This window comes from Cyanobium sp. Aljojuca 7D2, assembly GCF_024346415.1.
In the GTDB taxonomy this organism is placed as follows: domain Bacteria; phylum Cyanobacteriota; class Cyanobacteriia; order PCC-6307; family Cyanobiaceae; genus Cyanobium_A.
The window spans coordinates 21,582-41,804 of sequence record NZ_JAGQCX010000016.1; the positions used below are offsets into that span (position 1 = coordinate 21,582).

Consider the following 20,223-nt stretch of genomic DNA (forward strand, 5'->3'; position numbering starts at 1 on the left):
CCATTGGCGCGCTCTACTCAGGGCCGGTCGGGGTTTTCCGACTCGCCACTTTCATCGCGACCCCACCGTCGCAACCCGACCGTCACCCCCGAGGCTTCCTCGTCCTATGAACAAAGCAGATCTCGTCAACCTCGTTGCTGCCCGCACCGAGCTCACCAAAACCGACGTCTCCCAGGTCGTCGATGCCGCCATCGAAACCATCATTGATTCGGTGGTGGAAGGCAAGAAGGTGTCGATCCTGGGCTTTGGTTCCTTTGAGCCCCGCGAGCGCTCGGCCCGTCAGGGTCTGAACCCCAAGACCGGCCAGAAGATCAAGATCCCTGCCAAGCGCGTGCCTGCCTTCACCGCCGGCAAGATGTTCAAGGATCGGGTTCAGGGCTGATCGGGGCCCCGCCCTGCCATCCACCCCAGATTGTCTGGTTGAAGCGGTCCTGAGGGGCCGCTTTTTTTGTGGCCGGATGGGACCGCATGAAGATAGAGAGAGTGGATCCATCACCCCTGACGGCCTCGGCCCTGCCTCGCCATCTCCAAGCCCTGCTGGAGGCGGGTGTGCGCCGGCGGGAGCTGGGCTATCGCGGCCGTTTCGCCCCCTCCCCCACCGGCGCCCTGCACCGCGGCAATCTGCGCACAGCCCTGATCAGCTGGCTGCACGCTCGGCTGCGGGGCGGCCAGTGGCTGCTGCGCATCGACGATCTCGACACCCCGCGCAACCGCTCCGGCGCCGAGGCCGCAATCCTGGCCGACCTGCGCTGGCTGGGCCTGACGTGGGACGGTCCGGTGTTGCGTCAGAGCGAGCGGCGCGGGTTGTACGCCACGGCCCTGTCGGCCCTGCGGCGCCAGGGCCTGCTCTATCCCTGCCGCTGCAGTCGCCGTTTGCTGGCGGATGTCTCGGCCCCCCATGGCGCCTTGGCGGTGTATCCGGGCTTCTGCCGCGATCGAGGCGGTGGCTGGGGACCTGAGCAGGGGCGGCTGCCCAGCTGGCGGTTGCGACTGGCGGCGGGGGGGCTGTGCTGGTCCGAGGCCTACGGCCCCCCCGGAGCCCTCGATGGTGAGGCTGCCATCGGCGATGTGGTGCTGCGCCGGGCCGATGGCTTCCTCGCCTATCACCTGGCTACGGCGGTGGACGAGCTCAGCCTCGGCATCAGTGACGTGGTGCGGGGCGACGATCTGTGGAGCGCCACCGGCGCCCAGGTGGCGGTGATGGCGGCTCTGGGTGCGGCCTCGCCGCGCTACGGCCATGTGCCGCTCTGGCGCGACGGTGAGGGCCGGCGGCTCAGCAAGCGGGAGGGGGCCGAGGGCCTCGATGGTTATCGGCAGCGCGGCCGGGACGCGGCGGCGGTGGTGGGGGAGCTGGCCGCCAGTGCTGCCCTGGTGCCGCCGGGCAGTCGGTTGAGTGCCGCCGAGTTGCTCCAGGAGCTGAGCCCAGGGCGGCTGGATGGGGCCCTGCGGGCGCTTCAGCCTTAAGGAAGCTTTCGGGATCAGGCCGGGAAAAGCGAACCACACTGGCGATTAACGCCCAAGTTCCCGGATCGGGACCTCCGATGACCCTTCCCGACGCGCTCCTGCAGCGAACCAGCCAATTGCATGAATGCCGCTGCCCGCAGTGCGGCGGCAGTGGCATCCTGCGTCTGGCCGATCAGCGCTACCGCACCTGCCTCGATTGCCTCGGCCAGGGTCAGGTGATACCCGCTGAGCTACGCGGCCAGCCAGAGGTGGTGATCAGCGTTTCTGCTTCTTCTGCCGCCAGATGAAGAAGGCTGCGGTGGCCACCACAACGGCCAGAGGTGCCGCCGTCAGCAGCAGCAGAATCACGGCAGTCCAGTCGGTGTACATCGCTCAGACGCAAAACCGTGGCCATCATCCCAGCAGACCGTGCCCGATCTGTGCGATCAGGCCATGCTGAGGCCATGCCGATGATCCTTCCTTTTGCCCGGGCGGCACTGGTTCCCGCTGCGGCACTCGTCCTCGCTGCGGCCTTGCTTCCCTTGGCGCCGGTGCGGGCCGGAGTGGAGTTTGACAACTGCCAGCCCACCGCCGATGGCGGCATCAGCTGCGACACGCGTGCCACCGGCAACACCCTGATGGACGACGAGTCGGCCCGCTATGGGCTCTTCAACGACGCCAGCCCCGGCTGGAATGAGTTCGATCCCGACCAGGGCTTCGAGGACGATTTCGGTGGCAACGACACCTGAGCCCAGGCCATCCCATGGCCTGGGCGATTCGCTGATCGAGCGCCTTCACGCCGTGCAGCAGGCCCATGGCTACCTGCCACGGGAGGACCTGCAGCGCCTGGCGGTGGCGATGGCCTGGCGTTGGTGCCGCCGGTGCTGAGCGACTGCGCGCCCCTCTGGACCCAGGTGCAGGAGCTGCTGGCGGCGGGCATGCGGATCCACTGCCTGCGCGACCTCACCCGCGGCGGCCTGGCCTGTGCCCTGCAGGAGTTGGCCGACGCGGCCAGGGTTGAGCTGGCGATCGAGGAGGCGCGTCTGCCGGTGGCGGAGCCGGTGGCGCGCACCTGCGACCTGCTGGGCTTTGAGCCGTTGCATCTGGCCAATGAGGGCCGTTTTGTGGCGGTGGTGCCGCCCCAGGCCTGCGCTGCGGCCCGCGCGCTGCTGGAGGCCCATGGCGGGGCCTGGATCGGTTCGGTGCGGCCGGCCGGTGGGGCGGGGCCGCGGGTGTTGCTCAGGACGGCCCTTGGCACCGAACGGTTGCTGGTGCCCCTTAGCGGCGAGCTGCTGCCGCGCATCTGTTAAGCGGGCGTGCAGCTGGGTCACCTTTTTGAGGGAATCGGCTTGGAAGGGTCCCGTCGCTGGCTAGGTTTGTTGCACCGTCCGGTCAAGGCGTCCGCCCCCGAGAAGGGTCCATGGACCTCACCCCCTTTCTGAGCAGCCTGGAGGGCACCACGCTCGACCAGGTGCTGCTGTCGGTGGCGATCAGCGGCAAAGTGGCGATCGCCATGAAGGGCCGCTTCCTGCTGCGCTCCGTGTGTGAGAGCTTTCAGGACCGCACCCGCATCGGCTGTGCCGTTACTGACGAGGCCACCTGCTTGCGCTATCTGCTGCGGGAGCCCTACGAGCTGCTGATCTGCACCGACTACCTCGAGGACGGCAACGGCTTCGAGCTGGCCCGCAAGGCCCGCGCCGCCCAGCCCAGCCTGCGGGTGGTGGTGCTGGCCCTAGGGGATGTGATCCCGGCCCAGTACGTCGATGCCCCCTGGTTGGAGGCGGTGGTGGCGGTGATGGGGCACCACTCGTATCGCAGTCCCGCCCTGCGCACCGGCACCCTGCCCTATCTCAGTTGCCCCCGGCTCACCAAGCGGGAATACGAGGTGCTGGATCTGCTGGCCAGCGGCCTCACCGATCGGGAGATCGCCGAGCGGCTGGTGGTCAGTGAGGAAACGGCGAAGACCTACACCAAGCGCCTGCTCAAAACCCTCGACGTCAACAACCGCCTGCAGGCGGTGCTCAAGGGCATGCGCTGCGGAATGGTTCAGATCTGACGCGTTCAGATCTGAATTGTCCCCCTATGGGGGGCTCGGGGACAGGGCCCTTGGGCGCAGAGTAATCCTGTGCCCACAAGGGTTCTCCGCTGACCCGAAGGCCGCTCGTTTCATGACCACCTCCCTGCCCGCTCCGGGCCTCACCATCGGTGAGCTCGAAGCCAACTACTCCCTGTACTGCAAGGCCCTGCGCCTGCTGATCCGCGAAGGCAAGTCGATTGCCAAGGTGCGTCGCACCGTCTGCTGGCAACGCCTCGAGATCCTCCACAATTGTCTGCCCGGCCAATACCGGGAGCCCGACTATCTCTTCGCCCTGCTGCAGCGGGAGCTGAAAACCGTCGTTTAAGGCTCGGGGTCGAGCACCCAGAGGGCGAGGCCGCCACCCCGGCCCCGGGCCAGCAACCAGCCCGAATCGGCGTTGCCCGTTCGGGCGATCAGGGCGAAGAAGGGGCGCCGGCGCGGCTCCGGTTGGTGTGTGATGGCTTGCCGCCACAGGGTCTGGCCGCCGAGGTTCAGCGCGAGCTCAGTGAACCAAAACTCCAGCAGTGGCCGTGCGCCCCGCAGCTGGCCGTGGCCGCTGAAGCACAGCTGCAGAGCGCCGAGCTGCACGCTGTTGCGCACCGTGAGCGCGTCGTCAGCCGTGGCGCCTGCTTCGATGCTGAGGCTGGCTTTCAGGCTTCGCAGCAGGGTTGCCGTCGTGGGGTTGGGCTGGGCCTGGGCTTTGCTCCAGAGCTGGTGGAGTCGCCAGCGGCCCACCAGGTTGGTTGTGGTGAGTTGGGAGCCTTGCCGGCGGCTGAGCCGTTCGCGCTCCAGCACCTCCGTGCCTGTGGGGATTGGGATGTCCATGGAGCGCCCTACGCCAGACCCAGCATCCATGGTCACAGTGCAGAAAGAGATGTTGTGACCATGTCCGGCCTCCAGCCACCTGCCATGGCCCCGTCCAGCCCGATGGCCAAGGATCCGATCTGCGGGATGGTGGTGCCCACGGCCACAGCCCTCTCAGCCCAGCGGGCCAGCCGCACCTATTACTTCTGCAGCCAGGGCTGCCGGCAAACGTTTCTGGCACCCGAGCAGGAGCTGCGTCGGATGCGTCGGCGCGTTGGCATTGCCCTCAGCGGCGTGCTGGCCTTGGCAATCGTGCGAGCCGGGGCCTTCCTGGCTTTGGCGGCCGGCGTGAGCCTGCTGAACATGGCGCCGGTGGCCCAGTTGCCCTGGCTCACCTGGGGTGTGTGGTTGTTCCTGCTGGCGACACCGGTGCAGGTGTTCGGGGGTTGGAGCTTCTATGTGGGGGCCTGGGCCGCCCTGCAGCGGCGCGCCCTGAACATGGACGTGCTGATCGCGCTGGGCACATCCGTGGCCTACCTCTACAGCGTGGTGGTGGTGTTTGCACCCCAGATCCTGCCGGTCGACATCGACGAGCGCGGTGTCTACTTCGAGGTGTCGGCCGTGGTGATCGCCTTCGTGTTGCTGGGCAAATACATGGAGGAGATCATCAAGCAGCGCTCCTCGGCGGCCGTGCGGCGGCTGCTGGATCTGCAGCCCGCCAGCGCCACCGTGATCCGAGGCGGCCAGGAGATGACCGTGCCCACCGAGGCCGTGCTGAAGGGCGATCTGGTGCTGGTGCGCCCCGGCGAGAAGGTGCCTGCCGATGGGGTTGTTGTGGAGGGGCAGTCGTCGCTGGATGAGGCGCTGATCACCGGCGAATCGCTGCCAGTGAGCAAGCAGGCCGGATCCGAGCTGATCGGCGGCACGATCAATGGGCGCGGGCTGCTGCGCTTTACGGCCACGCGGGTGGGGGCCGAGACGGCCCTGGCCCAGATCATCCGCATCGTCGAGGAGGCCCAGGCCAGCTCAGCGCCGGTGCAGCGGCTGGCGGATCGGGTCACGGCCTGGTTTGTGCCGGCGGTGGTGGCCGTGGCGTTTGCGGCCTTTGCCCTCTGGACCCTGGCCGGCAGCTTCAGCAGTGGCCTGCTGGCCTTCATCGCCGTGCTGGTGATCTCCTGCCCCTGCGCCCTGGGCATCGCCACGCCGGCGGCGCTGATGGTGGGGGTGGGCAAGGGCGCCGAGCTGGGCATCCTGATCCGCAGCGGTGAGGTGCTGGAGCGGGTGGAGCGGCTCACCTCCGTGGTGTTCGACAAAACCGGCACCCTCACCCAGGGCAAGCCCGCGCTCACCCAGGTGGTGCCGATGGCTGGGCAGTCGCGCGAGCAGGTGCTGCAGCTGGCGGCCTCGCTGGAACACGGCTCCGAGCACCCCCTGGCGGCGGCCCTGCTGGAGGCCGCCAGCGCTGAGGGGCTGGCGCTGCTGCCTGCCCGGGATTTCCAGGCCCAGGTGGGGGAAGGTGTGCAGGCAGTGGTGCAGGCAGTGGTGGGCGACCAGGCCCTGTGGCTGGGCAACCGGGCCCTGGCGCGGCGTGTGGTGCCCCAGCTTCCTGAACCTGTGCAACACGCTGTGCAACAACTGGAAACCGCCGGCAACACCGTGATGCTGCTGGGCCAGGGCGAGGCCGTGCTGGGCCTGCTGGCGGTGGCCGACACCGTGCGGCCGGAGGCGAGGCAGGCGGTGGAGCTGCTGCAGCGGCGGCGGATCCAGGTGGTGATGCTCAGCGGCGACAACCGCACCACGGCCGAGGCCATCGCCGCCCAGGTGGGCATCACCGAGGTGATTGCTGAGGTGCGTCCCGCCGATAAGGCCAGGTGGTGGCGATGGTGGGGGATGGTGTCAACGACGCCCCGGCCCTGGCCACCGCCGACATCGGCATCGCCATCGGCTCCGGGGCGGATGTGGCCAAGGAGGCGGGCGATCTGCTGCTGCTCGGCAACGACCTGCGCGATGTGGTGACGGCCATTGGCCTGTCGCGGGCCACGATGAACAAGATCCGCCAGAACCTGTTCTGGGCTTTCATCTACAACTCCCTGGGCGTGCCGATTGCGGCCCTGGGCTGGCTCAACCCGATGATTGCTGGTGCGGCGATGGCCCTGAGTTCGCTGTCGGTGATCGTGAATTCCTCGCTGCTGCGCCGCTACCGCCGCGCGGCTCAGGCCTGAACCAGCAGCAGCAGGCGGTTGCCCTCGGGATCCAGCAACCAGGCTTCCACCCCAAAGGATTCGTGCCGCGCCGGTTCCAGTAGTGATCCCCCCTCCGCGGTGGCCTGCTGGATCCAGGCCTGGAGCAGGGCGGCGGGGTCTCCAGCATCCACGGTCCGTTGCAGGCAAAGCGCCATCCGCCCTGGCTGCCTGGGTTGGGGCCGGCTGCGGGAGGGTGCGTAGAGCTCGAGGAAGCCACCGGCCGGCCAGGGCACGCGCCAGTGGCTCGATCCCGACCCTTGTTGGGCGGGCGCGTTCAGCAGGGCGGCATAAAAGCGAGCCAGGTTGGCCGGATCATCGGCGGCCAGCACGATCGAGCCCCTCATCGTCAGCCTGCCCCGCAACGCCTGATGCAGTGTTCCAGAGCTGGAGGCGGTTGGGCATGCTGCTGAGGCTGTGCCCTGCCTGATCCAACAGGCCCGCCAGGCGCTTTGTGATTCGAAGACACAACCGGCTGAGGGGCTGAGGTCAGAGCTCAGCCGCCGTGATCAGGACACACTGGTTGTATCGGCAACGATCAGGCCCCACTCCAGCAGTAAGGCGGTCACCATCGCAATGGCACCAACGGCCCAGGCCGAGCGCATCAAGCGGCTGAGCATCAGAAAACGAACAGGAATCATCTGACCATCCAACTCGGAGTCGGCAGGATCGCCGGCCTCAGTGCCTGACCCCTGACGGCAGCGCTGCAGCACTGCGGCGAGCGCTGGGCTGCAACCGCACCCGGTAGCTGACATGGGCTGGGCCGAGCGCGTGGATCAGGGCATCCCGGGCCTCTTCCTGCAGGCTTTCGCGCTCCATGGCGCAGACGGCCAATCCAAGGGTGGCGTTCTCGCCGATCAAGGTGCCATCGGGCCGTTGGCTAACGGTGAATAGGGCTTCTCGCATGTGTGAACCATCTGGGCTCTGCTCGCCAGAGCCATCGCTTCTTGCATCCTCACGGCAACAGCGCGATTGGCGGTGTGATCAGCCCTACCTGTTGAGGTGATGATTGCCGCCCTTTTTGCTGCCGCTGGCCACCGAGCCAATTCCCGCCGCCGCGACAGGGAAGGTTGGTGCGACGCCACTGCAGCCCTAGGCCAATGCCCCGCTGCTGCTGCACCAGAACGCGACCCCTGGTGCAACCCCTGATCGGCGAGCGGGTGTTTGGCACGCTCAAGCCGAATTGGTTGACCTGAGTCACCGTGCCGCGCCGTTTGCTCCCGCTGACAAGCGCGGCACATCGGCTTGCCCTTAGGGACAGTGCGCTCGGGCCGGTCTGCCGAGAAGAACCCTGGCCGCCCCAAATCCTTTCCATGACAACCACAAACCAGCTCCGCGCCGCTAGGCGCACCGCACGGGGCGACCAACCCGGCATGCAACCGGATCAGGACTACCGGCAGCTGGAGCAGAGCTACCGCCACTCGGCCCAATACGCCGCGATGGTGCAGCGCTACCCGGTGCTCAGACATGCCATTGAGGCCTGCCAGCAGGATGAATTGGTGAGCGATCAGCAGAGCCCGCTGCTGCCGTCGCTCCAGGGCCCCCAACTGCACTGGCAGCGCAGCCACGGAGAGCTATGAGGGCCAGGCCCTGCTGCAGATCCCGTCCATCGATGAATCCAGTCGCGGAGGCTGGCGGGGATGTCGACCTGATCGTCCGCAGAGGCTGCTGATCTGTCAGCTGCCCGTCAAGGCACCCGTCGGCAATTTGCTAGCAGCAGGTGCTGGGTGATGACAGATCTGCTCAGGCTGCGTGGGCGTGGCGGCGGCGGCCCAGGGGCTCGATCCAGTCATTGCGTACCTGGCGGTGGTGCAGCAGCTGCGGTGAGACACGGCAGCCCAACTGAATCCCGCCTTGATCCAGGAGTCGACCCAGCCTTTGCACGACTGCCTGCTCCGGCCTGGAGAAGCGGCTCTGCTCGGAGAGAACCCAGTCGATCTCGGGCTGGGTGATGACTCCAGAGCTCAGAGCCTCCAGGAACAGCTCGCCCAACGTCATGGCCCTTGTAACGAAGTTGTTACATCATGCACCGGAGCTGCGGGGAGTGCGAGCGGGGTGCTCCAGGAAGGCGCCTGAAAGCGACTGGTGCAGCTGGGCAGGGCGGCCTGCTTCCCGTGCTTCACGTTTCTTCATGCAGCCTGCCAGGATTTCATAAACGCCCTCTGGCCATGTCCACATCTCTTCTGCTGGAGCTTTTTGGTGGCTTCGCGGGGGCCTGCTTCGCGCTCTGGTTGGCAACCCAAAGCATGTCCTCGCCCCGCGGCTCCGTGCTGGCTGGCCTGGCTCCGCTGAAGCCAGCCGTGTTGACCTATCTGCAGAGTCCAGGCCTGCTGGCGTCCGCTGGCCTGCTGCTGCTGCGCCTAAGCATCGGCGTGATGATGATTCACCACGGCCAGGAGAAGCTCGCCGACCCACAGCAGTTCGCCAACACCTATGTGGCGTCTCTGCACCTGCCCTTCCCCCTTTTCTTTGCCTACGTGGCGGGATTCTCTGAGCTGATCGGCAGCTGGCTGGTGATCCTGGGCCTGCTCACGCCGCTGGGCGCCCTGGCTCTCACCGGCACGATGGCGACCGCCGCCTACCAGCACATCCTGACGGCCGGTCTGAACATCTACGTGCTCGAGCTGGTGGTGCTCTACCTGGGAGGCAGCCTGGCGCTGCTGCTGATCGGTCCGGGGCGTTTTTCCTTTGATGCCGGCATGGCGCCAGAGCTGATGGCTGGCATGGAAGCCTCCAGTGCAAGCTTCGAATCGGAGTGGATGGAGCACCCCGGCTCCCACGCCCCGATGGCCATCCCGGTGGAGACCTTCGATCGGGCTGACTGATCCAAACGGGGTCACAGGGAGCACATGACCCGCGGAATCCGCCGCAGCCCGTCACATTGCGTTACAGTTCTCGTAACAAAACGAAACAGTCATCGCTGAATCCACCCCCCCGCTTCGGTTTTGTCGCCTTCGCCGAGACCTGGAATGGCCGTTTGGCCAAGCTCGGCTTCGTGATCGGTCTGGGCTGAACCCATGCCCACTGACGTGCTCAGTCGCCCCACCGACCTATTTCCGAGCACTCGATGATCGCCACCCTCTGCGTTGTTCTTTTTGGTGCCTGGGTTTTGGGCGCCTTGCTCCAGCCCGATCTCGCGGACTGATGGTTCAGCTTCTAATTCATTCTTCAAAATCCCATGACCAACACTCCCGCTAACGACCAATGGCTCGAGCACCGCGCCGAGCAACTGATCCTTCTGGAACAGCTCAAGCGCGCTGAGCTCTTCAATGGCCGCGCCGCCATGCTTGGCATCGTGCTCGGCATCGTCACCGAGGCCATTACTGGCTCGGGCATTGCCCATCAGATCCGCCTTGGCGCGCTGGTGGACGGCTACGCCGCCTGCCGCACCCAGTTCCTGCCCTTCTGCTTCTGACGTTGACGGCCTTTGGGCCTGCCATCAGCCCCCGGCCCTGCCTGGGGTTTTGTTGTGGCTGCAGCTCGTCTCTCCACGCGGCGGCTGAACGACCAGCACCTCCCCGCGTCAGGCGTCAAGGCCAAAATGTCACAGAGGAGGTTGTCAATGATGACGTATCCGATCGCTCGCTTGTATTGATTGCCTGACAAGCATTGCGGAATTTTTAGGCCTAGTTGCAGCCTAGCTTATCACTGCTATATCGATGGATGGTCAAGACATCTTTAGAGCTCGTGCCATAAGCAGGACGATAACAGCCTTTCTCTGCGCGCTTTTTGCATATGCCGCTATTCCTTTCGTCGGTGCTGCTCACGGTCCAATGGCTACTGCTCTTTGTGCTCCTGACCATCTATGGGGCGATGTGGAACGGTGCCCAACAGAGCAGCCAAAAAGGCTGGGTCGTTGCCGTTTTGTGGTCGACTGTCATCTTGGTCGTGCTCAAGGGGTCGTACGGCATCTATCGCATCTTCTTTGATCTCCAAGCTTTTTCATGAGGTGAGCGGCTCTGGGTGGTGCAGCTCTGCCGCAAAGTGATGCAGATGCAAGGCAAAAGGTCGGTTGGCCATCTCGGGAAATGATGCGGCAATGGCTGTAATGCCTTGGGTTTGGCATTCGCCGCCACTCGACGCGCCCACTTTGGTCAACTTGGATGCAAAGCCGACATTGACGTTGATAGAGTAGCTTTATAGCATGAACTTGCTACTCAAAGCTATTCTTATGGCTGATCTCAAACATGGGCTACACGTTGAAACGCAATATCCGGTGATGATGCGCAAGTCTCAGCGCATCACCATCACCCTGTCATGGTCGATGTATCAGGCGCTTGTTGAGGAAAGCAGCCTGCAAGGGCGCTCGATCTCCAATCTGGCTTGCTTCTGGCTGGAGCGGCATTACGCAATGGCCAAATCCCGTGGGGAAGCCTGAGGAAGCTTGTTTGCTGACCAAGCCCGTAGCTGATGGCTTGCAGCAGTCCCCAAGAGGTTGCAGGGTGGCAGCCCTCCATCGCGGTTACGGCTGATCAGCAGCCTCTCACCGCACGATCCGTCTGGGCCGTCTGGCGGTGTCGATCAGCAGGTTGTGCAGTAGTTGGCAGCTGCTGATCAGTAGATGGGCCATCCAGGTCCCCGTCAGCCGCGGCTCCTGCCGATGGCCTGCTTGATCTCCGCCAGCTCCCGGCCGATGTTGCGCACCATTGTTTCTGTGGTCTCGCGCGGTATCGGCTTTGGAGGTTTGTCCATTGCTTCCCACTGTGCCGGCAGCATGATCGCCTGGGTGTTGAGTGATGCCATGCCCTGGACGCCCTACGCCGACTGGATCTTCACGGTGGTGAGCACCGGCAGCATCCTGCTGATTGCCTGGCTGGTGCTGCGGCCTCGGCCGTGATGGATGGCCGGGGCTTAGCAAAGATGTTCCCCGAAGGGGGCATCGCCTGCAGCAGGCAGGCGGCAGAGTGGGTTCGACTCCCATCAGCCCTGACCACCATGCCTCTCCGTCAGCGCGACCTTCCCTATCCACATTGGGAGTTCAGCGATCCCGACAGCGGTGATCTGCTGCGGGTGGTGCCCGAGCGCGGCGGCCTGATCAGCGGCTGGCGCTCCGGCGACCGGGAGGTGGTGTACCTCGATCTGGAGCGCTTCCTCGATCCTGCCCAGTCGGTGCGAGGCGGTTTCCCGGTGCTGTTTCCGATCACGGGCGGGCTGCCCGACAACCAGCTGCCCCTGCCCCAGGGCACCTTCACCATCGGCCAGCACGGCTTCGCGCGGCAGTTGCCCTGGCAGATGGAGCCCCTGGCGGATGGCCGCGGCGTGGCCCTGGAGTTGCGCGACACAGAGGAGACGCTCCAGGCCTACCCCTTCCAGTTCCTGCTTCGCATGGAGGTGCGGCTGGCTCCTGGTGCCCTGGAAATCGGCACCACGGTGAGCAACCGCAGTGGAGCACCGATGCCGTTCAGTTTTGGGCTTCACCCCTATTTCAATCTCTCCAGCCTGGAGGGGGTGCGCTTTGAGGGGCTGCCGGACGAATGCCTGAACCACCTCACGATGGCGCCGGCTGCCACCGCTGAGCAGATGCAACGGTTGGCCCAGGGCATCGATCTGCTGGTGCGTCCAACCGGGCCGGTGCGGCTGGTGGATGAGGCGGCCGGCGCCACGCTTGAACTGCAGCTCAGCCACCCCTTTGATCTGGCGGTGCTCTGGACGGAACCGCCCCGCCCGATGGTGTGCCTCGAACCTTGGAGTGCTCCGCGCCAGGCCCTGCTGAGCGGTGATCGCAGGATCGAGTTGGCGCCCGGTGCCAGCACCGAGCTCCACACGCGCTACGCGTTGATTCGTGCCTGATTCAGACCCTGCCTGAGAGCACCACCACGGCAAACAACACGGCCACCAGCAGAAGCTCGCTCACTGTTGTGTTCATGGTGTGCTCCAGTGGCGATCCGCGCTTCAGTGTCGAGGACTGGGCTGAATGCCGCGCCCCCCATCTGGGGGGAATGCCGCCCAAACGCCAATGAGGGGCTCAACCAAACGATCGGCTCCTGCAACACGCCGTATTCCGCAGGCGGTGCGTGATGCCACCCCAACCTCAGGGTTTTGAGACTTTTGTCGCCTCGCCTGGAAACGCCCCCTGTGTGATTCGAACACACGACCGGCTGCTTAGAAGGCAGCTGCTCTATCCAGCTGAGCTAAGGGAGCTTCGGAGTCATGATCGCGCACCTGCCATCGCCGCCACAAGCGCGTTGGGTCTGCGGCCGTTGCGTCAGAGTTGCCCCTTCCATCGCCACCGGTCATGCGTTCGTCCTTCGTGCTTGCCGCTGCTGCTCTGCTGGCCCTCTCGGCGCCCTTGGCAGCCCGCGCGGTGAGCCTGGATCAGGCCTGCGGCATGTTTGCCAGCAAGCTCGATGCCGCCCAAGCCTCCGGTGACAGCCAGAAGGCCCAGACCATCTACAAGGAAGGCAGCGATCGCATCGCCGCCAGGTTCAATGGCGCCACCTGCCCCAACGTCAAACCGCCCACGCCCTGAGCGCCGCCGTTGGCTGCCCTTGGGGAGTCGGGGCAATCCGCCTACAGTGGCGAGCTGCGCATCGCTCGATCCATGGCTGCCCCCCGGCTCTCCGACAGCCAGAAAATCGAGATCGTGGCGCGCTATCGCGCCGGTGAGGGGAGCACGGAGCTGGCGGAGGCCTATGGCTGCAGCGCCAACACGGTGAGCCGCGCGGTGAAGGCCGCGCTCGAGCCGGCCGAATACGAGCAGCTCAAGCAGCAGCGCACCCCCCGCGCCGCCAAGGCGGTGCCGCAGCCCGCCAAGCCAGATCCCCTTCCTCAGGTCAGCGCGCCAGATCTGCCAGACAGCCCGCCAAAGGGGGCCGACGATGACGAGGCTGCGGTGTTGGCGATCGACGATGCCGATGATTTCGGCGATGACGCCAGCGACGCCGCCGAAGCGGACGCCCACCTCGACTTCGACGATGACGACACGAGCGATCCGAGTGAGTCGTTCGTGGCTGTGCCGTTGCTGCTGGGAGACCACCTTGGCGAGCCGGCCCAGTGCCAGCCCCTGGCGGAGGCGCCGCTGCCCGCCAGCGTTTACATGCTGGTGGACAAAACCGTGGAGCTCCAGGCCAAGCCGCTCAAGGAGTTCCCGGAGTTGGGGCAGCTGCCCGATGGGGAAGAAGACCGGCAGGCCCTGTTGGTGTTCGCCAATCCGCGCCAAGCCAAGCGCCACTGCGGCCGCACCCAGCGGGTGATCAAGGTGCCCGACACCCGCGTGCTGGAGCGCACCGCCCCCTACCTGATCGCCCAGGGCATCAGCCGCGTGGTGATCGAGGGCAGCCTCTATTCCCTGCCGGGCAGCTGATCGCTGCGGGGAGCCAGCAGCGCCGCGCTGCAGCCGCCGCTGAGCACACCGATCACCAGGGCGATGCCCACCAGGAAGCCGGCGGGCAATGGAGCGCTGCGGCCAAACCCCAGGTTGAGGCTGGGGCGCTGATCGAGGTTTTGGGCGCCGAGGCAGAGAATCGCCAGCAGCAGGCCGCCGCCCAACAGGCTGGCCAGAAGCAGACGCAGGCGCACCACCATCAGGGGATCCGGGATCGGCCGATCCGGAGCTGGAACTGCGCTGAAGTCTGACGGGTCAGGGTTGGGGCGTCAGATGTTGGGGCCTGGCGGCGTCTGATGCAGCAGGGCGTAGAGCTCGCGCTTGCTGTGGCCGGTGCGTTCGGCCAGCAGCTTGGCAGCGGCATTGCTGCTGTGGCCCGCCTGTTGCAGGGCCTCCAGCTCGGCCGTGAGACTGGCGGCGTTCCAGCTGGGCGGCGGTGGCGGCTCGGCACCTCCCAGCACCAGGGTGCATTCCCCCTGGGGTGGCGTGCGCTGGAAATGCTCGCGGGCCGCCGCCACCGTGGGCCCCACCTGCTCCTCGTGCTTCTTGGTGAGTTCGCGGGCGACGCGCAGAGGCCGATCGCCCAGCACCGCCAGCAGATCGTCGAGCAGATCCAGCAGCCGGTGCGGTGCTTCAAACAGCACCAGGGTGCGCTGCTCGCCTGCGAGCTCCTGCAGCCGCTGGCGCCGCTGGTTGGCCTTGGGCGGCAGGAAGCCCTCAAAGCAGAAGCGCCCGCTGGGTAGGCCGCTGCTTACCAGGGCCGTGGTCACGGCGCTGGGGCCGGGAACGCAGATCACCCCATGGCCGGCGTTGCGGGCGGCCGCCACCAGCGCCTCGCCGGGATCGGAGATGCCCGGCAGACCGGCATCACTGATCACGGCCAGCGCCTCGCCTGCGGCCAGGGCGGCGAGCAGCTCGGGGATGCGGGCGGTTTGGTTGTGGGCATGGAAGCTCACCAGCCTGGGCCCCTGGTCCTTCTGGCGCAGCCCCAGCTGGTGCAGCAGTAAACCGCTGCGGCGCGTGTCCTCACAGGCGATGCGGTCGACGCCGGCCAGCACCTGCCGGGCGCGGGGCGACAGGTCGCCCAGGTTGCCGATTGGGGTGCCCACCAGGTAGAGCACGCCGGGGGCCGGTTCGGTGGCTTGCACGGCTCGGGGCTCGCTCCTGCACAATGCTGATCCCTGCCCCACCATGATGCCGGCTGCCCTGCCCTTGCCCTCGGGCATCACCTTGGAGGTGCTGCTGGGTGAGCTGCGGCGGCTGAGCTGGGGTGCCGCCGACATCCTGCTGGCCTATGGCCGCGGCGAGCAGCCCCCCTACGGTTTTCCCCGGGCACTAAGCGTGGACGAGGGGGGCGAGGGCCCGGTGAGCGCGGCGGATCTGGCGGTGAATCGCTGGCTGCTGGATGGCCTGGCGGCGGCTTTCCCCGCCGCCGACTGGACCGTGCTCAGCGAGGAGACGGCCAAGGAGCAACTCACCGACGGCCAGCCCTTGGCGGCTGAGTGGCTGTGGATCCTCGATCCCCTCGATGGCACCAAAGACTTCCTGCAGGGCACCGGCGAATACGCCGTTCATCTGGCGCTGGTGCACCGCGGCGAACCGGTGCTGGGGGTGGTGCTGCTGCCGGTGATGGAGGAGCTGTGGCTTGGCGTGATGCCCGCCCTCACTGGGGCCAGCGGCGAGGCCTGGTGTGAAAACCGCGCTGGTGTGCGCTCGCCGGTGCGCTTCAGCGGCCGCCGCGCCCTGGGCGAACTGGTGTTGGTGGCCAGCCGCAACCACCGCGATGCGCGCCTGGAGCAGCTGCTGGCGGCCCTGGCCCTGGGCGACACCAAGGCGATCGGCAGCGTGGGCGGCAAGGTGGCCACGATCCTGCGTGGCGAAACCGACCTCTACATCTCGCTGTCTGGCAAGAGTGCTCCGAAGGACTGGGACATGGCCGCCCCGGAAGCGGTGTTGCGCGCCGCGGGTGGGGCCTTCAGCCATGCCGATGGACAGCCGTTGGGCTACAACAGCGGCGATGTGCGTCAGGCCGGCTGCCTGATCGCCAGCCATGGGGCCGCCCATCGCGCGTTATGCGAGAGAGCGGCCGCGGCGATGGCCACGATTGATCCGGGCTTTGCCGTCTGAGGGAACTCAGGCCGGCACCGGCGCCTCGGATTCGGATTGGGGCACACCGCGCAGGGTGAGGTTGATGCGGCCGCGGTTGTCGATTTCGCGCACGCGCACGGTCACCTGATCGCCCACGTTGACCACGTCTTCCACCTTCTCCACCCGGGCTTCTGAGAGCTGGGAGATGTGGATCATCCCTTCCTTGCCGGGCAGGATCTCCACGAAGGCACCGATCGGGATCACCCGGGTGACGCCACCGGTGAACACCTCGCCTTCGCTGATGCGACGGGTGAGGCCTTCGATGATGCGCTGGGCTTCTTCGGCCGCGGCGCCGTCGTGGCTGGCGATCGTGACGATGCCGCCGTCCTCGATGTCGATCTTGGTGTTGGTGCGCTCGGTGATGCCCTTGATCGTGCGGCCGCCGGGGCCGATCACGGTGCCGATCAGCTCCGGATCAATGCGGAAGCTGAGCAGGCGCGGGGCATGGGGCGACATGGTGTCGCGGGGCTTGTCGATCGCCTCGAGCATCTTCTCGAGGATGTGCAGGCGGGCAGGGCGGGCCTGGTTGACGGCTTCGGCCACGGTTTTCACGTCGAGGCCCGTGATCTTCATGTCCATCTGCAGGGCGGTGATGCCCTTCTCGGTGCCGGCCACCTTGAAGTCCATGTCGCCGAGGAAGTCCTCGATGCCCTGGATGTCGGTGAGGATGCGCACCTCTTTGCCTTCCTTGATCAGGCCCATGGCGGCGCCGCTCACCGGAGCCTTGAGGGGCACGCCCGCATCCATCAGCGCCAGGGTGCTGCCGCACACCGAGCCCATCGACGTGGAGCCGTTGGAGCTGAGGCACTCCGACACCACGCGCAGCACGTAGGGGAAGGACTCCTTGCTGGGCAGCACCGGCACGATCGCCCGCTCTGCCAGGGCGCCGTGGCCGATTTCGCGGCGGCCGGGGGAGCGCATCGGCTTGGTTTCGCCGGTGGAGTAGGGCGGGAAGTTGTAGTGGTGCAGGTAGTGCTTCTCGGTGGACGGGTTGAGGTCGTCCATCTCTTGGGCGTCGCTCGGGGTGCCGAGGGTGGCGCAGGAGAGCACCTGGGTGAGGCCGCGCTGGAACAGGGCCGAGCCGTGCACGCGCTTGGGCAGCACGCCGGCGGCGGCGCTGATCGTGCGCACCTCGTCGAGGTTGCGGCCGTCGACGCGCTTGCCGTCCTTCAGGATCTGCTCGCGCATCAGCTTCTTGGTGAGGCTCTTGTAGCTGTTGCCCAGGGCCTTGCCGCTGGCCGCCGTGCGGATCGGGTCGTCCTCAGCGAGGCCGGCGATCTTCTCAGCCACCTCAGCCTTGATCGCGTCGAGTTTCTCGTCGCGCTCGGGCTTGGTTTGGGAGAACTGTTTGAGCACCTCACCGATGCCCTTGGCGCATTCCTTCTCGAGGAAGCTGGGCAGGGTGGCGTCGAGCACCTGGGCCTCGGGGATCACCTGCTCGATGCCCAGCTCCTTCAGCAGGTTCTGCTGGGCTTTGATCAGCTCGCACACCGCTTCGTAACCGAAGTCGATCGCTTCGATCACGTCCTGCTCGGGCAGCTGGTTGGCTCCGGCTTCCACCATGATCACGCCCTCGGGCGTGCCGGCCACCACCAGGTCCAGCTCGCTGCGCTCGATCTCGCGGAAGCTGGGGTTGAGCACGAAGTCGTCGCCCAGCAGGCCCACGCGCACCGCAGCCATGGGGCCGTAGAAGGGGATCTTGGCCAGCAGGGTGGCCATCGAGGCGCCGGTCACGGCCAGCACATCGGGCGGCACCCGCTCATCGAGGGAGAGGCAGGTGGCCACGATCTGGATGTCGTCGCGCATCCAGCTGGGGAACAGGGGCCGCATTGGCCGATCGATCAGCCGGCAGGTGAGGATGGCCCGCTCTGGGGGACGCGCCTCACGGCGGAAGAAGCTGCCGGGGATGCGACCGGCGGCATAGAGCCGCTCCTCGTAGTCGCAAATCAGGGGGAGAAAATCGATGCCTTCGCGGCCGCCGGAGCGGGTGGCGGTAACCAAAACGGAGGTATCACCACATTCGACCATCACCGAGCCCCCGGCCTGGGGGGCAAACCGACCGGTGGTCAGCCGGATCTCCCGACCATCGAAGGAGATCGACTGAGTTTGTCCTTGCACTTGGGCTTATGTCCTGTTGTTGTCAAGGGCCATTCTCGCATTCGGCCTCTGGCTGCTGGGGATTCCTTTGCTTTTTCTCGCGTTTGGGCCGGTGGCGGCGGCACAAAAAAAGGCGCCCGCAGGCGCCTTCGGGGATTGGATGGGGAGTGGCGGCTCGGTCTTCGATGCCCAGGCCAGCCCGCTCCGGATCACCAGGAGGACTTGACCACGCCGGGCAACTCACCCTTGTGGGCGCGCTCACGCAGCTGGTTGCGGCACAGGCCGAAATCGCGGTACACACCACGGGGCTTGCCGGTGGCCCAGCAGCGGTTGCGCACGCGGGTGGGGGCGCTGTTGCGGGGCAGCTCCTGGATCTTGCGATGGATTTCCAGGCGCTCCATCGGATCGGCAGCGGCGTCGAAGGAGGCCTTGAGGGCAGCACGCTTGGCAGCAAACTGCTGCACCATCTTCTTGCGCTTCACGTCGCGCGCAATCATCGACTTCTTCGCCATGCGGCCTGGGCTGCGAACGGGTAGGTGAACTTGAGCTTACCGTGCGGGGGTTCGGGCTCCTGGTTGGGGCGAGATCAGTGCCCCAACAGCTGCTGCACCGCCGGCAGCTGGGAGGTGTCCTTGACGATCAGCATCACACTCAGGCCCACCAGAAACACGAAGCCCGACTGCATGAAGGCCATCTGGAAGCGCTCCGGCAGGGGTTTGCCGCGCACGCCCTCGAGCAGCAGCAACACGAACTGACCGCCATCGAGCAGGGGCAGCGGCAGGGCATTGAGCACTGCCAGGTTGATCGAGATCAGGGCGGTGAAGATGAACAGGCTGCTGCCACCCTGCTTGGCCAGCGACGCCCCCATCTCCACGATTTTCACCGGGCCGCTCACCTGGCTGGCGGTTTCGCCGAAGTGGGTGGCGAGGGTGACGAAACCATCCACGGTGCGGCTGGTGAGGGCGACGAAATCGTGGTTGGCCTGGCGGAAGGGCTCGAGCGGATTGCGGGCGGGGCGGAAGGCCTCGCTGCCATTGGGTTGCAGCTGGGCGCCGATGCGGCCGATGCCGCCGAGGTCGGCGGGGGTGAGCTGCACGGCCACGGTCTGTCCGTTGCGCTCGGCGTCGAGGCGCAGGGTTTGCTCGGGGGCTGCCTTGATCCGCTCCACCAGAGCGGCCACGCCGCTCTGGCCGCCGCCAAGGGGCTGGCCATCGAGGCGCATCAGGCGGTCGCCGGGCTGAAGGCCAGCGGCGGCGGCGGCCTGGCCGGGCTGCACGCCGCTCACAAGCACGCCGGGGCTGGCGCTGAAGCCGGCGGGGATGCCGAGCACCAATCCCTGACCCAGCAGCACGGCGTAGGCGAGCAGCAGGTTGGCCATCACACCGGCGGCGATCACCAGCGCGCGCTGGGGCAGGGGCCGGTTGGAGAGCAGATCGGGATCGTTTTTGGGGATGGGGCTGTCTTCGTCGTCATCGGGGAAGGCCACGAAGCCGCCCAGGGGCAGGGCTCGCAGGGCGAATTGCACGCCGCGGCGCTGGCGCTCCAGCAGCACCGGCCCGAAGCCGATCGAGAAGCTGCTGACGCGAATCCCCTGCCAGGTGGCGGCAAAAAAGTGCCCCGCCTCGTGCACCACGATCAACCCCGCCAGGATCGCCAGTGCTGTGAGAACGCCCATTCAGGCCCTGCTGTGAAGGCCTCCATTGTGGTGGGTTTGGGGCATCAGCCGTTATGCCAGCCGTGCTGGCCCAGTTCCCTTGGGCTCCCGGGGTGGCGGGTTCTGAAAAGCATTGCGCTGCAAGACATTTTGGCCGGATCGGCGGGCAAGTGACCCCTATAATCCGCCCGCTGATGTTCACGCTGCTACATGGCTCGTCTGCCTGCTGCCCTGGCCCTAGCGGGGTTGTTGCCCGGCCTGTTGCCCGCCGCCGCGCAACCAGAAGCTCAGACAGAGGCGCTCGCGGCTGAAGCCCAGAACCCGATCGCCAACCTGATCAGCGTTCCGTTTCAGAACAACCTCACCCCGGGGATGGGGCCCAATCAGGACCAAACCCTGAATGTGCTCAACATTCAACCGGTGGTGCCCTTCGCGC

27 protein-coding genes, 1 tRNA gene and 3 pseudogenes are annotated in these 20,223 nt (G+C 66.5%); 19 read left to right on the forward strand and 12 right to left on the reverse strand.

The genetic code is table 11. The annotated features are described in order from the left end of the window. Nucleotides 1-106: 106 nt before the first annotated feature. From KBY57_RS13315 to KBY57_RS13345, 7 genes are all read left to right on the forward strand, one after another. Nucleotides 107-382 (forward strand): HU family DNA-binding protein, encoded by a 276-nt coding sequence (locus KBY57_RS13315; RefSeq protein WP_094561421.1) that lies wholly within the window; start codon nucleotides 107-109, stop codon nucleotides 380-382. A 101-nt stretch (nucleotides 383-483) separates the two neighbouring features. Next, complete coding sequence (gene gluQRS / locus KBY57_RS13320; RefSeq protein WP_254996371.1) at nucleotides 484-1,464, forward strand: tRNA glutamyl-Q(34) synthetase GluQRS; 981 nt, start codon at nucleotides 484-486, stop codon at nucleotides 1,462-1,464. 449 nt (nucleotides 1,465-1,913) lie between these two features. Continuing rightward, nucleotides 1,914-2,192, forward strand: coding sequence for a hypothetical protein (locus tag KBY57_RS13325; RefSeq protein ID WP_254996372.1), 279 nt, complete (start codon nucleotides 1,914-1,916; stop codon nucleotides 2,190-2,192). Beyond that, nucleotides 2,176-2,331 carry an NAD(P)H-dependent oxidoreductase subunit E gene (locus KBY57_RS13330; RefSeq protein WP_254996373.1) on the forward strand — a complete coding sequence of 52 codons (156 nt, stop codon included), beginning with the start codon at nucleotides 2,176-2,178 and terminating at the stop codon, nucleotides 2,329-2,331. Before KBY57_RS13325 ends, KBY57_RS13330 begins: the two co-directional genes overlap by 17 nt. Continuing rightward, a complete protein-coding gene (locus KBY57_RS13335) occupies nucleotides 2,316-2,753 on the forward strand; it encodes an AIR synthase-related protein (RefSeq protein ID WP_254996374.1) in 438 nt (145 codons plus the stop codon). Before KBY57_RS13330 ends, KBY57_RS13335 begins: the two co-directional genes overlap by 16 nt. A 110-nt stretch (nucleotides 2,754-2,863) precedes the next feature. Further along, the gene (locus KBY57_RS13340; protein WP_254996375.1) at nucleotides 2,864-3,499 is read left to right on the forward strand and encodes a helix-turn-helix transcriptional regulator; all 636 of its coding nucleotides are present in this window, start codon (nucleotides 2,864-2,866) and stop codon (nucleotides 3,497-3,499) included. Nucleotides 3,500-3,611: 112 nt separating this feature from the next. Then, nucleotides 3,612-3,845 carry a DUF3136 domain-containing protein gene (locus KBY57_RS13345; RefSeq protein ID WP_254996376.1) on the forward strand — a complete coding sequence of 78 codons (234 nt, stop codon included), beginning with the start codon at nucleotides 3,612-3,614 and terminating at the stop codon, nucleotides 3,843-3,845. Here KBY57_RS13345 and KBY57_RS13350 read toward each other — a convergent pair. After that, entirely contained in the window at nucleotides 3,842-4,345 is a 504-nt protein-coding gene (locus KBY57_RS13350; RefSeq protein ID WP_254996377.1) for a hypothetical protein, read from the reverse strand. The genes KBY57_RS13345 and KBY57_RS13350 overlap by 4 nt on opposite strands. Before the next feature lie 126 nt (nucleotides 4,346-4,471). Here KBY57_RS13350 and KBY57_RS13355 point away from each other — a divergent pair. After that, nucleotides 4,472-6,546 (forward strand): annotated as a pseudogene (locus KBY57_RS13355) (heavy metal translocating P-type ATPase). Here KBY57_RS13355 and KBY57_RS13360 read toward each other — a convergent pair. The 3 genes from KBY57_RS13360 to KBY57_RS13370 all read right to left on the reverse strand — a co-directional run bounded on the left by KBY57_RS13360 (nucleotide 6,537) and on the right by KBY57_RS13370 (nucleotide 7,470). Beyond that, complete coding sequence (locus tag KBY57_RS13360; RefSeq protein WP_254996378.1) at nucleotides 6,537-6,911, reverse strand: VOC family protein; 375 nt, start codon at nucleotides 6,909-6,911, stop codon at nucleotides 6,537-6,539. The pseudogene KBY57_RS13355 and the gene KBY57_RS13360 sit on opposite strands and share 10 nt — an antisense overlap. 162 nt (nucleotides 6,912-7,073) lie before the next feature. Continuing rightward, nucleotides 7,074-7,205 (reverse strand): hypothetical protein, encoded by a 132-nt coding sequence (locus tag KBY57_RS13365; protein ID WP_254996379.1) that lies wholly within the window; start codon nucleotides 7,203-7,205, stop codon nucleotides 7,074-7,076. 37 nt (nucleotides 7,206-7,242) lie between these two features. Next, entirely contained in the window at nucleotides 7,243-7,470 is a 228-nt protein-coding gene (locus KBY57_RS13370; RefSeq protein ID WP_254996380.1) for a hypothetical protein, read from the reverse strand. A 407-nt stretch (nucleotides 7,471-7,877) separates the two neighbouring features. Between KBY57_RS13370 and KBY57_RS13375 the strand changes: the two genes are divergently transcribed. Continuing rightward, the gene (locus KBY57_RS13375; RefSeq protein ID WP_254996381.1) at nucleotides 7,878-8,144 is read left to right on the forward strand and encodes a hypothetical protein; all 267 of its coding nucleotides are present in this window, start codon (nucleotides 7,878-7,880) and stop codon (nucleotides 8,142-8,144) included. A gap of 163 nt (nucleotides 8,145-8,307) precedes the next feature. On the opposite strand, the gene KBY57_RS13380 is transcribed toward KBY57_RS13375, so the two are convergent. After that, on the reverse strand, nucleotides 8,308-8,562 hold the full coding sequence (locus KBY57_RS13380) for a hypothetical protein (RefSeq protein WP_254996382.1): 255 nt from the start codon (nucleotides 8,560-8,562) through the stop codon (nucleotides 8,308-8,310). A gap of 170 nt (nucleotides 8,563-8,732) precedes the next feature. Between KBY57_RS13380 and KBY57_RS13385 the strand changes: the two genes are divergently transcribed. From KBY57_RS13385 to KBY57_RS13405, 5 genes and pseudogenes are all read left to right on the forward strand, one after another. Further along, nucleotides 8,733-9,389: a DoxX family protein gene (locus KBY57_RS13385; protein ID WP_254996383.1), complete on the forward strand. Its 657-nt coding sequence runs from the start codon at nucleotides 8,733-8,735 to the stop codon at nucleotides 9,387-9,389. A gap of 95 nt (nucleotides 9,390-9,484) precedes the next feature. Further along, nucleotides 9,485-9,574 (forward strand): annotated as a pseudogene (locus KBY57_RS13390) (high light inducible protein); the annotation flags it as partial. Between the two features lie 168 nt (nucleotides 9,575-9,742). Further along, nucleotides 9,743-9,979, forward strand: coding sequence for a chlorophyll a/b-binding protein (locus tag KBY57_RS13395; protein WP_254996384.1), 237 nt, complete (start codon nucleotides 9,743-9,745; stop codon nucleotides 9,977-9,979). A 320-nt stretch (nucleotides 9,980-10,299) separates the two neighbouring features. Then, entirely contained in the window at nucleotides 10,300-10,512 is a 213-nt protein-coding gene (locus tag KBY57_RS13400) for a hypothetical protein (RefSeq protein ID WP_254996386.1), read from the forward strand. 196 nt (nucleotides 10,513-10,708) lie between these two features. Then, on the forward strand, nucleotides 10,709-10,942 hold the full coding sequence (locus tag KBY57_RS13405; RefSeq protein WP_254996387.1) for a hypothetical protein: 234 nt from the start codon (nucleotides 10,709-10,711) through the stop codon (nucleotides 10,940-10,942). 203 nt (nucleotides 10,943-11,145) lie between these two features. On the opposite strand, the gene KBY57_RS13410 is transcribed toward KBY57_RS13405, so the two are convergent. Further along, the gene (locus KBY57_RS13410; RefSeq protein ID WP_254996389.1) at nucleotides 11,146-11,307 is read right to left on the reverse strand and encodes a hypothetical protein; all 162 of its coding nucleotides are present in this window, start codon (nucleotides 11,305-11,307) and stop codon (nucleotides 11,146-11,148) included. Nucleotides 11,308-11,499: 192 nt separating this feature from the next. Between KBY57_RS13410 and KBY57_RS13415 the strand changes: the two genes are divergently transcribed. Further along, complete coding sequence (locus KBY57_RS13415) at nucleotides 11,500-12,354, forward strand: galactose mutarotase (protein ID WP_254996391.1); 855 nt, start codon at nucleotides 11,500-11,502, stop codon at nucleotides 12,352-12,354. A gap of 277 nt (nucleotides 12,355-12,631) precedes the next feature. On the opposite strand, the gene KBY57_RS13420 is transcribed toward KBY57_RS13415, so the two are convergent. Then, nucleotides 12,632-12,705: transfer RNA gene (locus KBY57_RS13420), tRNA-Arg, on the reverse strand. Between the two features lie 94 nt (nucleotides 12,706-12,799). Between KBY57_RS13420 and KBY57_RS13425 the strand changes: the two genes are divergently transcribed. After that, a complete protein-coding gene (locus KBY57_RS13425; RefSeq protein WP_254996392.1) occupies nucleotides 12,800-13,033 on the forward strand; it encodes a hypothetical protein in 234 nt (77 codons plus the stop codon). 72 nt (nucleotides 13,034-13,105) lie between these two features. Further along, complete coding sequence (locus tag KBY57_RS13430; protein WP_254996393.1) at nucleotides 13,106-13,867, forward strand: hypothetical protein; 762 nt, start codon at nucleotides 13,106-13,108, stop codon at nucleotides 13,865-13,867. Here KBY57_RS13430 and KBY57_RS13435 read toward each other — a convergent pair. Together KBY57_RS13435 and rsmI are read right to left on the reverse strand one after the other, a co-directional pair. Beyond that, a complete protein-coding gene (locus KBY57_RS13435) occupies nucleotides 13,846-14,088 on the reverse strand; it encodes a hypothetical protein (RefSeq protein WP_254996395.1) in 243 nt (80 codons plus the stop codon). The two genes, KBY57_RS13430 and KBY57_RS13435, sit on opposite strands and share 22 nt — an antisense overlap. A 69-nt stretch (nucleotides 14,089-14,157) precedes the next feature. Continuing rightward, nucleotides 14,158-15,081, reverse strand: coding sequence for a 16S rRNA (cytidine(1402)-2'-O)-methyltransferase (gene rsmI / locus KBY57_RS13440; RefSeq protein WP_254996405.1), 924 nt, complete (start codon nucleotides 15,079-15,081; stop codon nucleotides 14,158-14,160). Between rsmI and KBY57_RS13445 the strand changes: the two genes are divergently transcribed. Further along, nucleotides 15,080-16,015 carry a 3'(2'),5'-bisphosphate nucleotidase CysQ gene (locus KBY57_RS13445; protein WP_254996396.1) on the forward strand — a complete coding sequence of 312 codons (936 nt, stop codon included), beginning with the start codon at nucleotides 15,080-15,082 and terminating at the stop codon, nucleotides 16,013-16,015. The genes rsmI and KBY57_RS13445 overlap by 2 nt on opposite strands. 6 nt (nucleotides 16,016-16,021) lie before the next feature. On the opposite strand, the gene KBY57_RS13450 is transcribed toward KBY57_RS13445, so the two are convergent. The 3 genes from KBY57_RS13450 to rseP all read right to left on the reverse strand — a co-directional run bounded on the left by KBY57_RS13450 (nucleotide 16,022) and on the right by rseP (nucleotide 19,808). Next, nucleotides 16,022-18,154 (reverse strand): polyribonucleotide nucleotidyltransferase, encoded by a 2,133-nt coding sequence (locus KBY57_RS13450; protein WP_254996397.1) that lies wholly within the window; start codon nucleotides 18,152-18,154, stop codon nucleotides 16,022-16,024. 188 nt (nucleotides 18,155-18,342) lie between these two features. Beyond that, nucleotides 18,343-18,645: a 30S ribosomal protein S14 gene (gene rpsN / locus KBY57_RS13455; protein ID WP_254996398.1), complete on the reverse strand. Its 303-nt coding sequence runs from the start codon at nucleotides 18,643-18,645 to the stop codon at nucleotides 18,343-18,345. Nucleotides 18,646-18,719: 74 nt separating this feature from the next. Beyond that, the gene (gene rseP / locus KBY57_RS13460) at nucleotides 18,720-19,808 is read right to left on the reverse strand and encodes an RIP metalloprotease RseP (protein WP_254996399.1); all 1,089 of its coding nucleotides are present in this window, start codon (nucleotides 19,806-19,808) and stop codon (nucleotides 18,720-18,722) included. 189 nt (nucleotides 19,809-19,997) lie between these two features. Between rseP and KBY57_RS13465 the strand changes: the two are divergent. Then, nucleotides 19,998-20,223 (forward strand): annotated as a pseudogene (locus KBY57_RS13465) (neuromedin U); the annotation flags it as partial.

Excerpts from the sequence above, each read along its gene's own strand:
- KBY57_RS13315 (WP_094561421.1), top strand. The coding sequence starts at position 107 with ATGAACAAAGCAGATCTCGTCAACCTCGTTGCTGCCCGCACCGAGCTC.
- KBY57_RS13325 (WP_254996372.1), top strand. The coding sequence starts at position 1,914 with ATGATCCTTCCTTTTGCCCGGGCGGCACTGGTTCCCGCTGCGGCACTC.
- KBY57_RS13340 (WP_254996375.1), top strand. The coding sequence starts at position 2,864 with ATGGACCTCACCCCCTTTCTGAGCAGCCTGGAGGGCACCACGCTCGAC.
- KBY57_RS13345 (WP_254996376.1), top strand. The coding sequence starts at position 3,612 with ATGACCACCTCCCTGCCCGCTCCGGGCCTCACCATCGGTGAGCTCGAA.
- KBY57_RS13350 (WP_254996377.1), bottom strand. The coding sequence starts at position 4,345 with ATGGACATCCCAATCCCCACAGGCACGGAGGTGCTGGAGCGCGAACGG.
- KBY57_RS13360 (WP_254996378.1), bottom strand. The coding sequence starts at position 6,911 with ATGAGGGGCTCGATCGTGCTGGCCGCCGATGATCCGGCCAACCTGGCT.
- KBY57_RS13365 (WP_254996379.1), bottom strand. The coding sequence starts at position 7,205 with ATGATTCCTGTTCGTTTTCTGATGCTCAGCCGCTTGATGCGCTCGGCC.
- KBY57_RS13370 (WP_254996380.1), bottom strand. The coding sequence starts at position 7,470 with ATGCGAGAAGCCCTATTCACCGTTAGCCAACGGCCCGATGGCACCTTG.
- KBY57_RS13375 (WP_254996381.1), top strand. The coding sequence starts at position 7,878 with ATGACAACCACAAACCAGCTCCGCGCCGCTAGGCGCACCGCACGGGGC.
- KBY57_RS13380 (WP_254996382.1), bottom strand. The coding sequence starts at position 8,562 with ATGACGTTGGGCGAGCTGTTCCTGGAGGCTCTGAGCTCTGGAGTCATC.
- KBY57_RS13385 (WP_254996383.1), top strand. The coding sequence starts at position 8,733 with ATGTCCACATCTCTTCTGCTGGAGCTTTTTGGTGGCTTCGCGGGGGCC.
- KBY57_RS13395 (WP_254996384.1), top strand. The coding sequence starts at position 9,743 with ATGACCAACACTCCCGCTAACGACCAATGGCTCGAGCACCGCGCCGAG.
- KBY57_RS13400 (WP_254996386.1), top strand. The coding sequence starts at position 10,300 with ATGCCGCTATTCCTTTCGTCGGTGCTGCTCACGGTCCAATGGCTACTG.
- KBY57_RS13405 (WP_254996387.1), top strand. The coding sequence starts at position 10,709 with ATGAACTTGCTACTCAAAGCTATTCTTATGGCTGATCTCAAACATGGG.
- KBY57_RS13410 (WP_254996389.1), bottom strand. The coding sequence starts at position 11,307 with ATGGCATCACTCAACACCCAGGCGATCATGCTGCCGGCACAGTGGGAA.
- KBY57_RS13415 (WP_254996391.1), top strand. The coding sequence starts at position 11,500 with ATGCCTCTCCGTCAGCGCGACCTTCCCTATCCACATTGGGAGTTCAGC.
- KBY57_RS13425 (WP_254996392.1), top strand. The coding sequence starts at position 12,800 with ATGCGTTCGTCCTTCGTGCTTGCCGCTGCTGCTCTGCTGGCCCTCTCG.
- KBY57_RS13430 (WP_254996393.1), top strand. The coding sequence starts at position 13,106 with ATGGCTGCCCCCCGGCTCTCCGACAGCCAGAAAATCGAGATCGTGGCG.
- KBY57_RS13435 (WP_254996395.1), bottom strand. The coding sequence starts at position 14,088 with ATGGTGGTGCGCCTGCGTCTGCTTCTGGCCAGCCTGTTGGGCGGCGGC.
- KBY57_RS13445 (WP_254996396.1), top strand. The coding sequence starts at position 15,080 with ATGATGCCGGCTGCCCTGCCCTTGCCCTCGGGCATCACCTTGGAGGTG.
- rsmI (WP_254996405.1), bottom strand. The coding sequence starts at position 15,081 with ATGGTGGGGCAGGGATCAGCATTGTGCAGGAGCGAGCCCCGAGCCGTG.
- rpsN (WP_254996398.1), bottom strand. The coding sequence starts at position 18,645 with ATGGCGAAGAAGTCGATGATTGCGCGCGACGTGAAGCGCAAGAAGATG.
- rseP (WP_254996399.1), bottom strand. The coding sequence starts at position 19,808 with ATGGGCGTTCTCACAGCACTGGCGATCCTGGCGGGGTTGATCGTGGTG.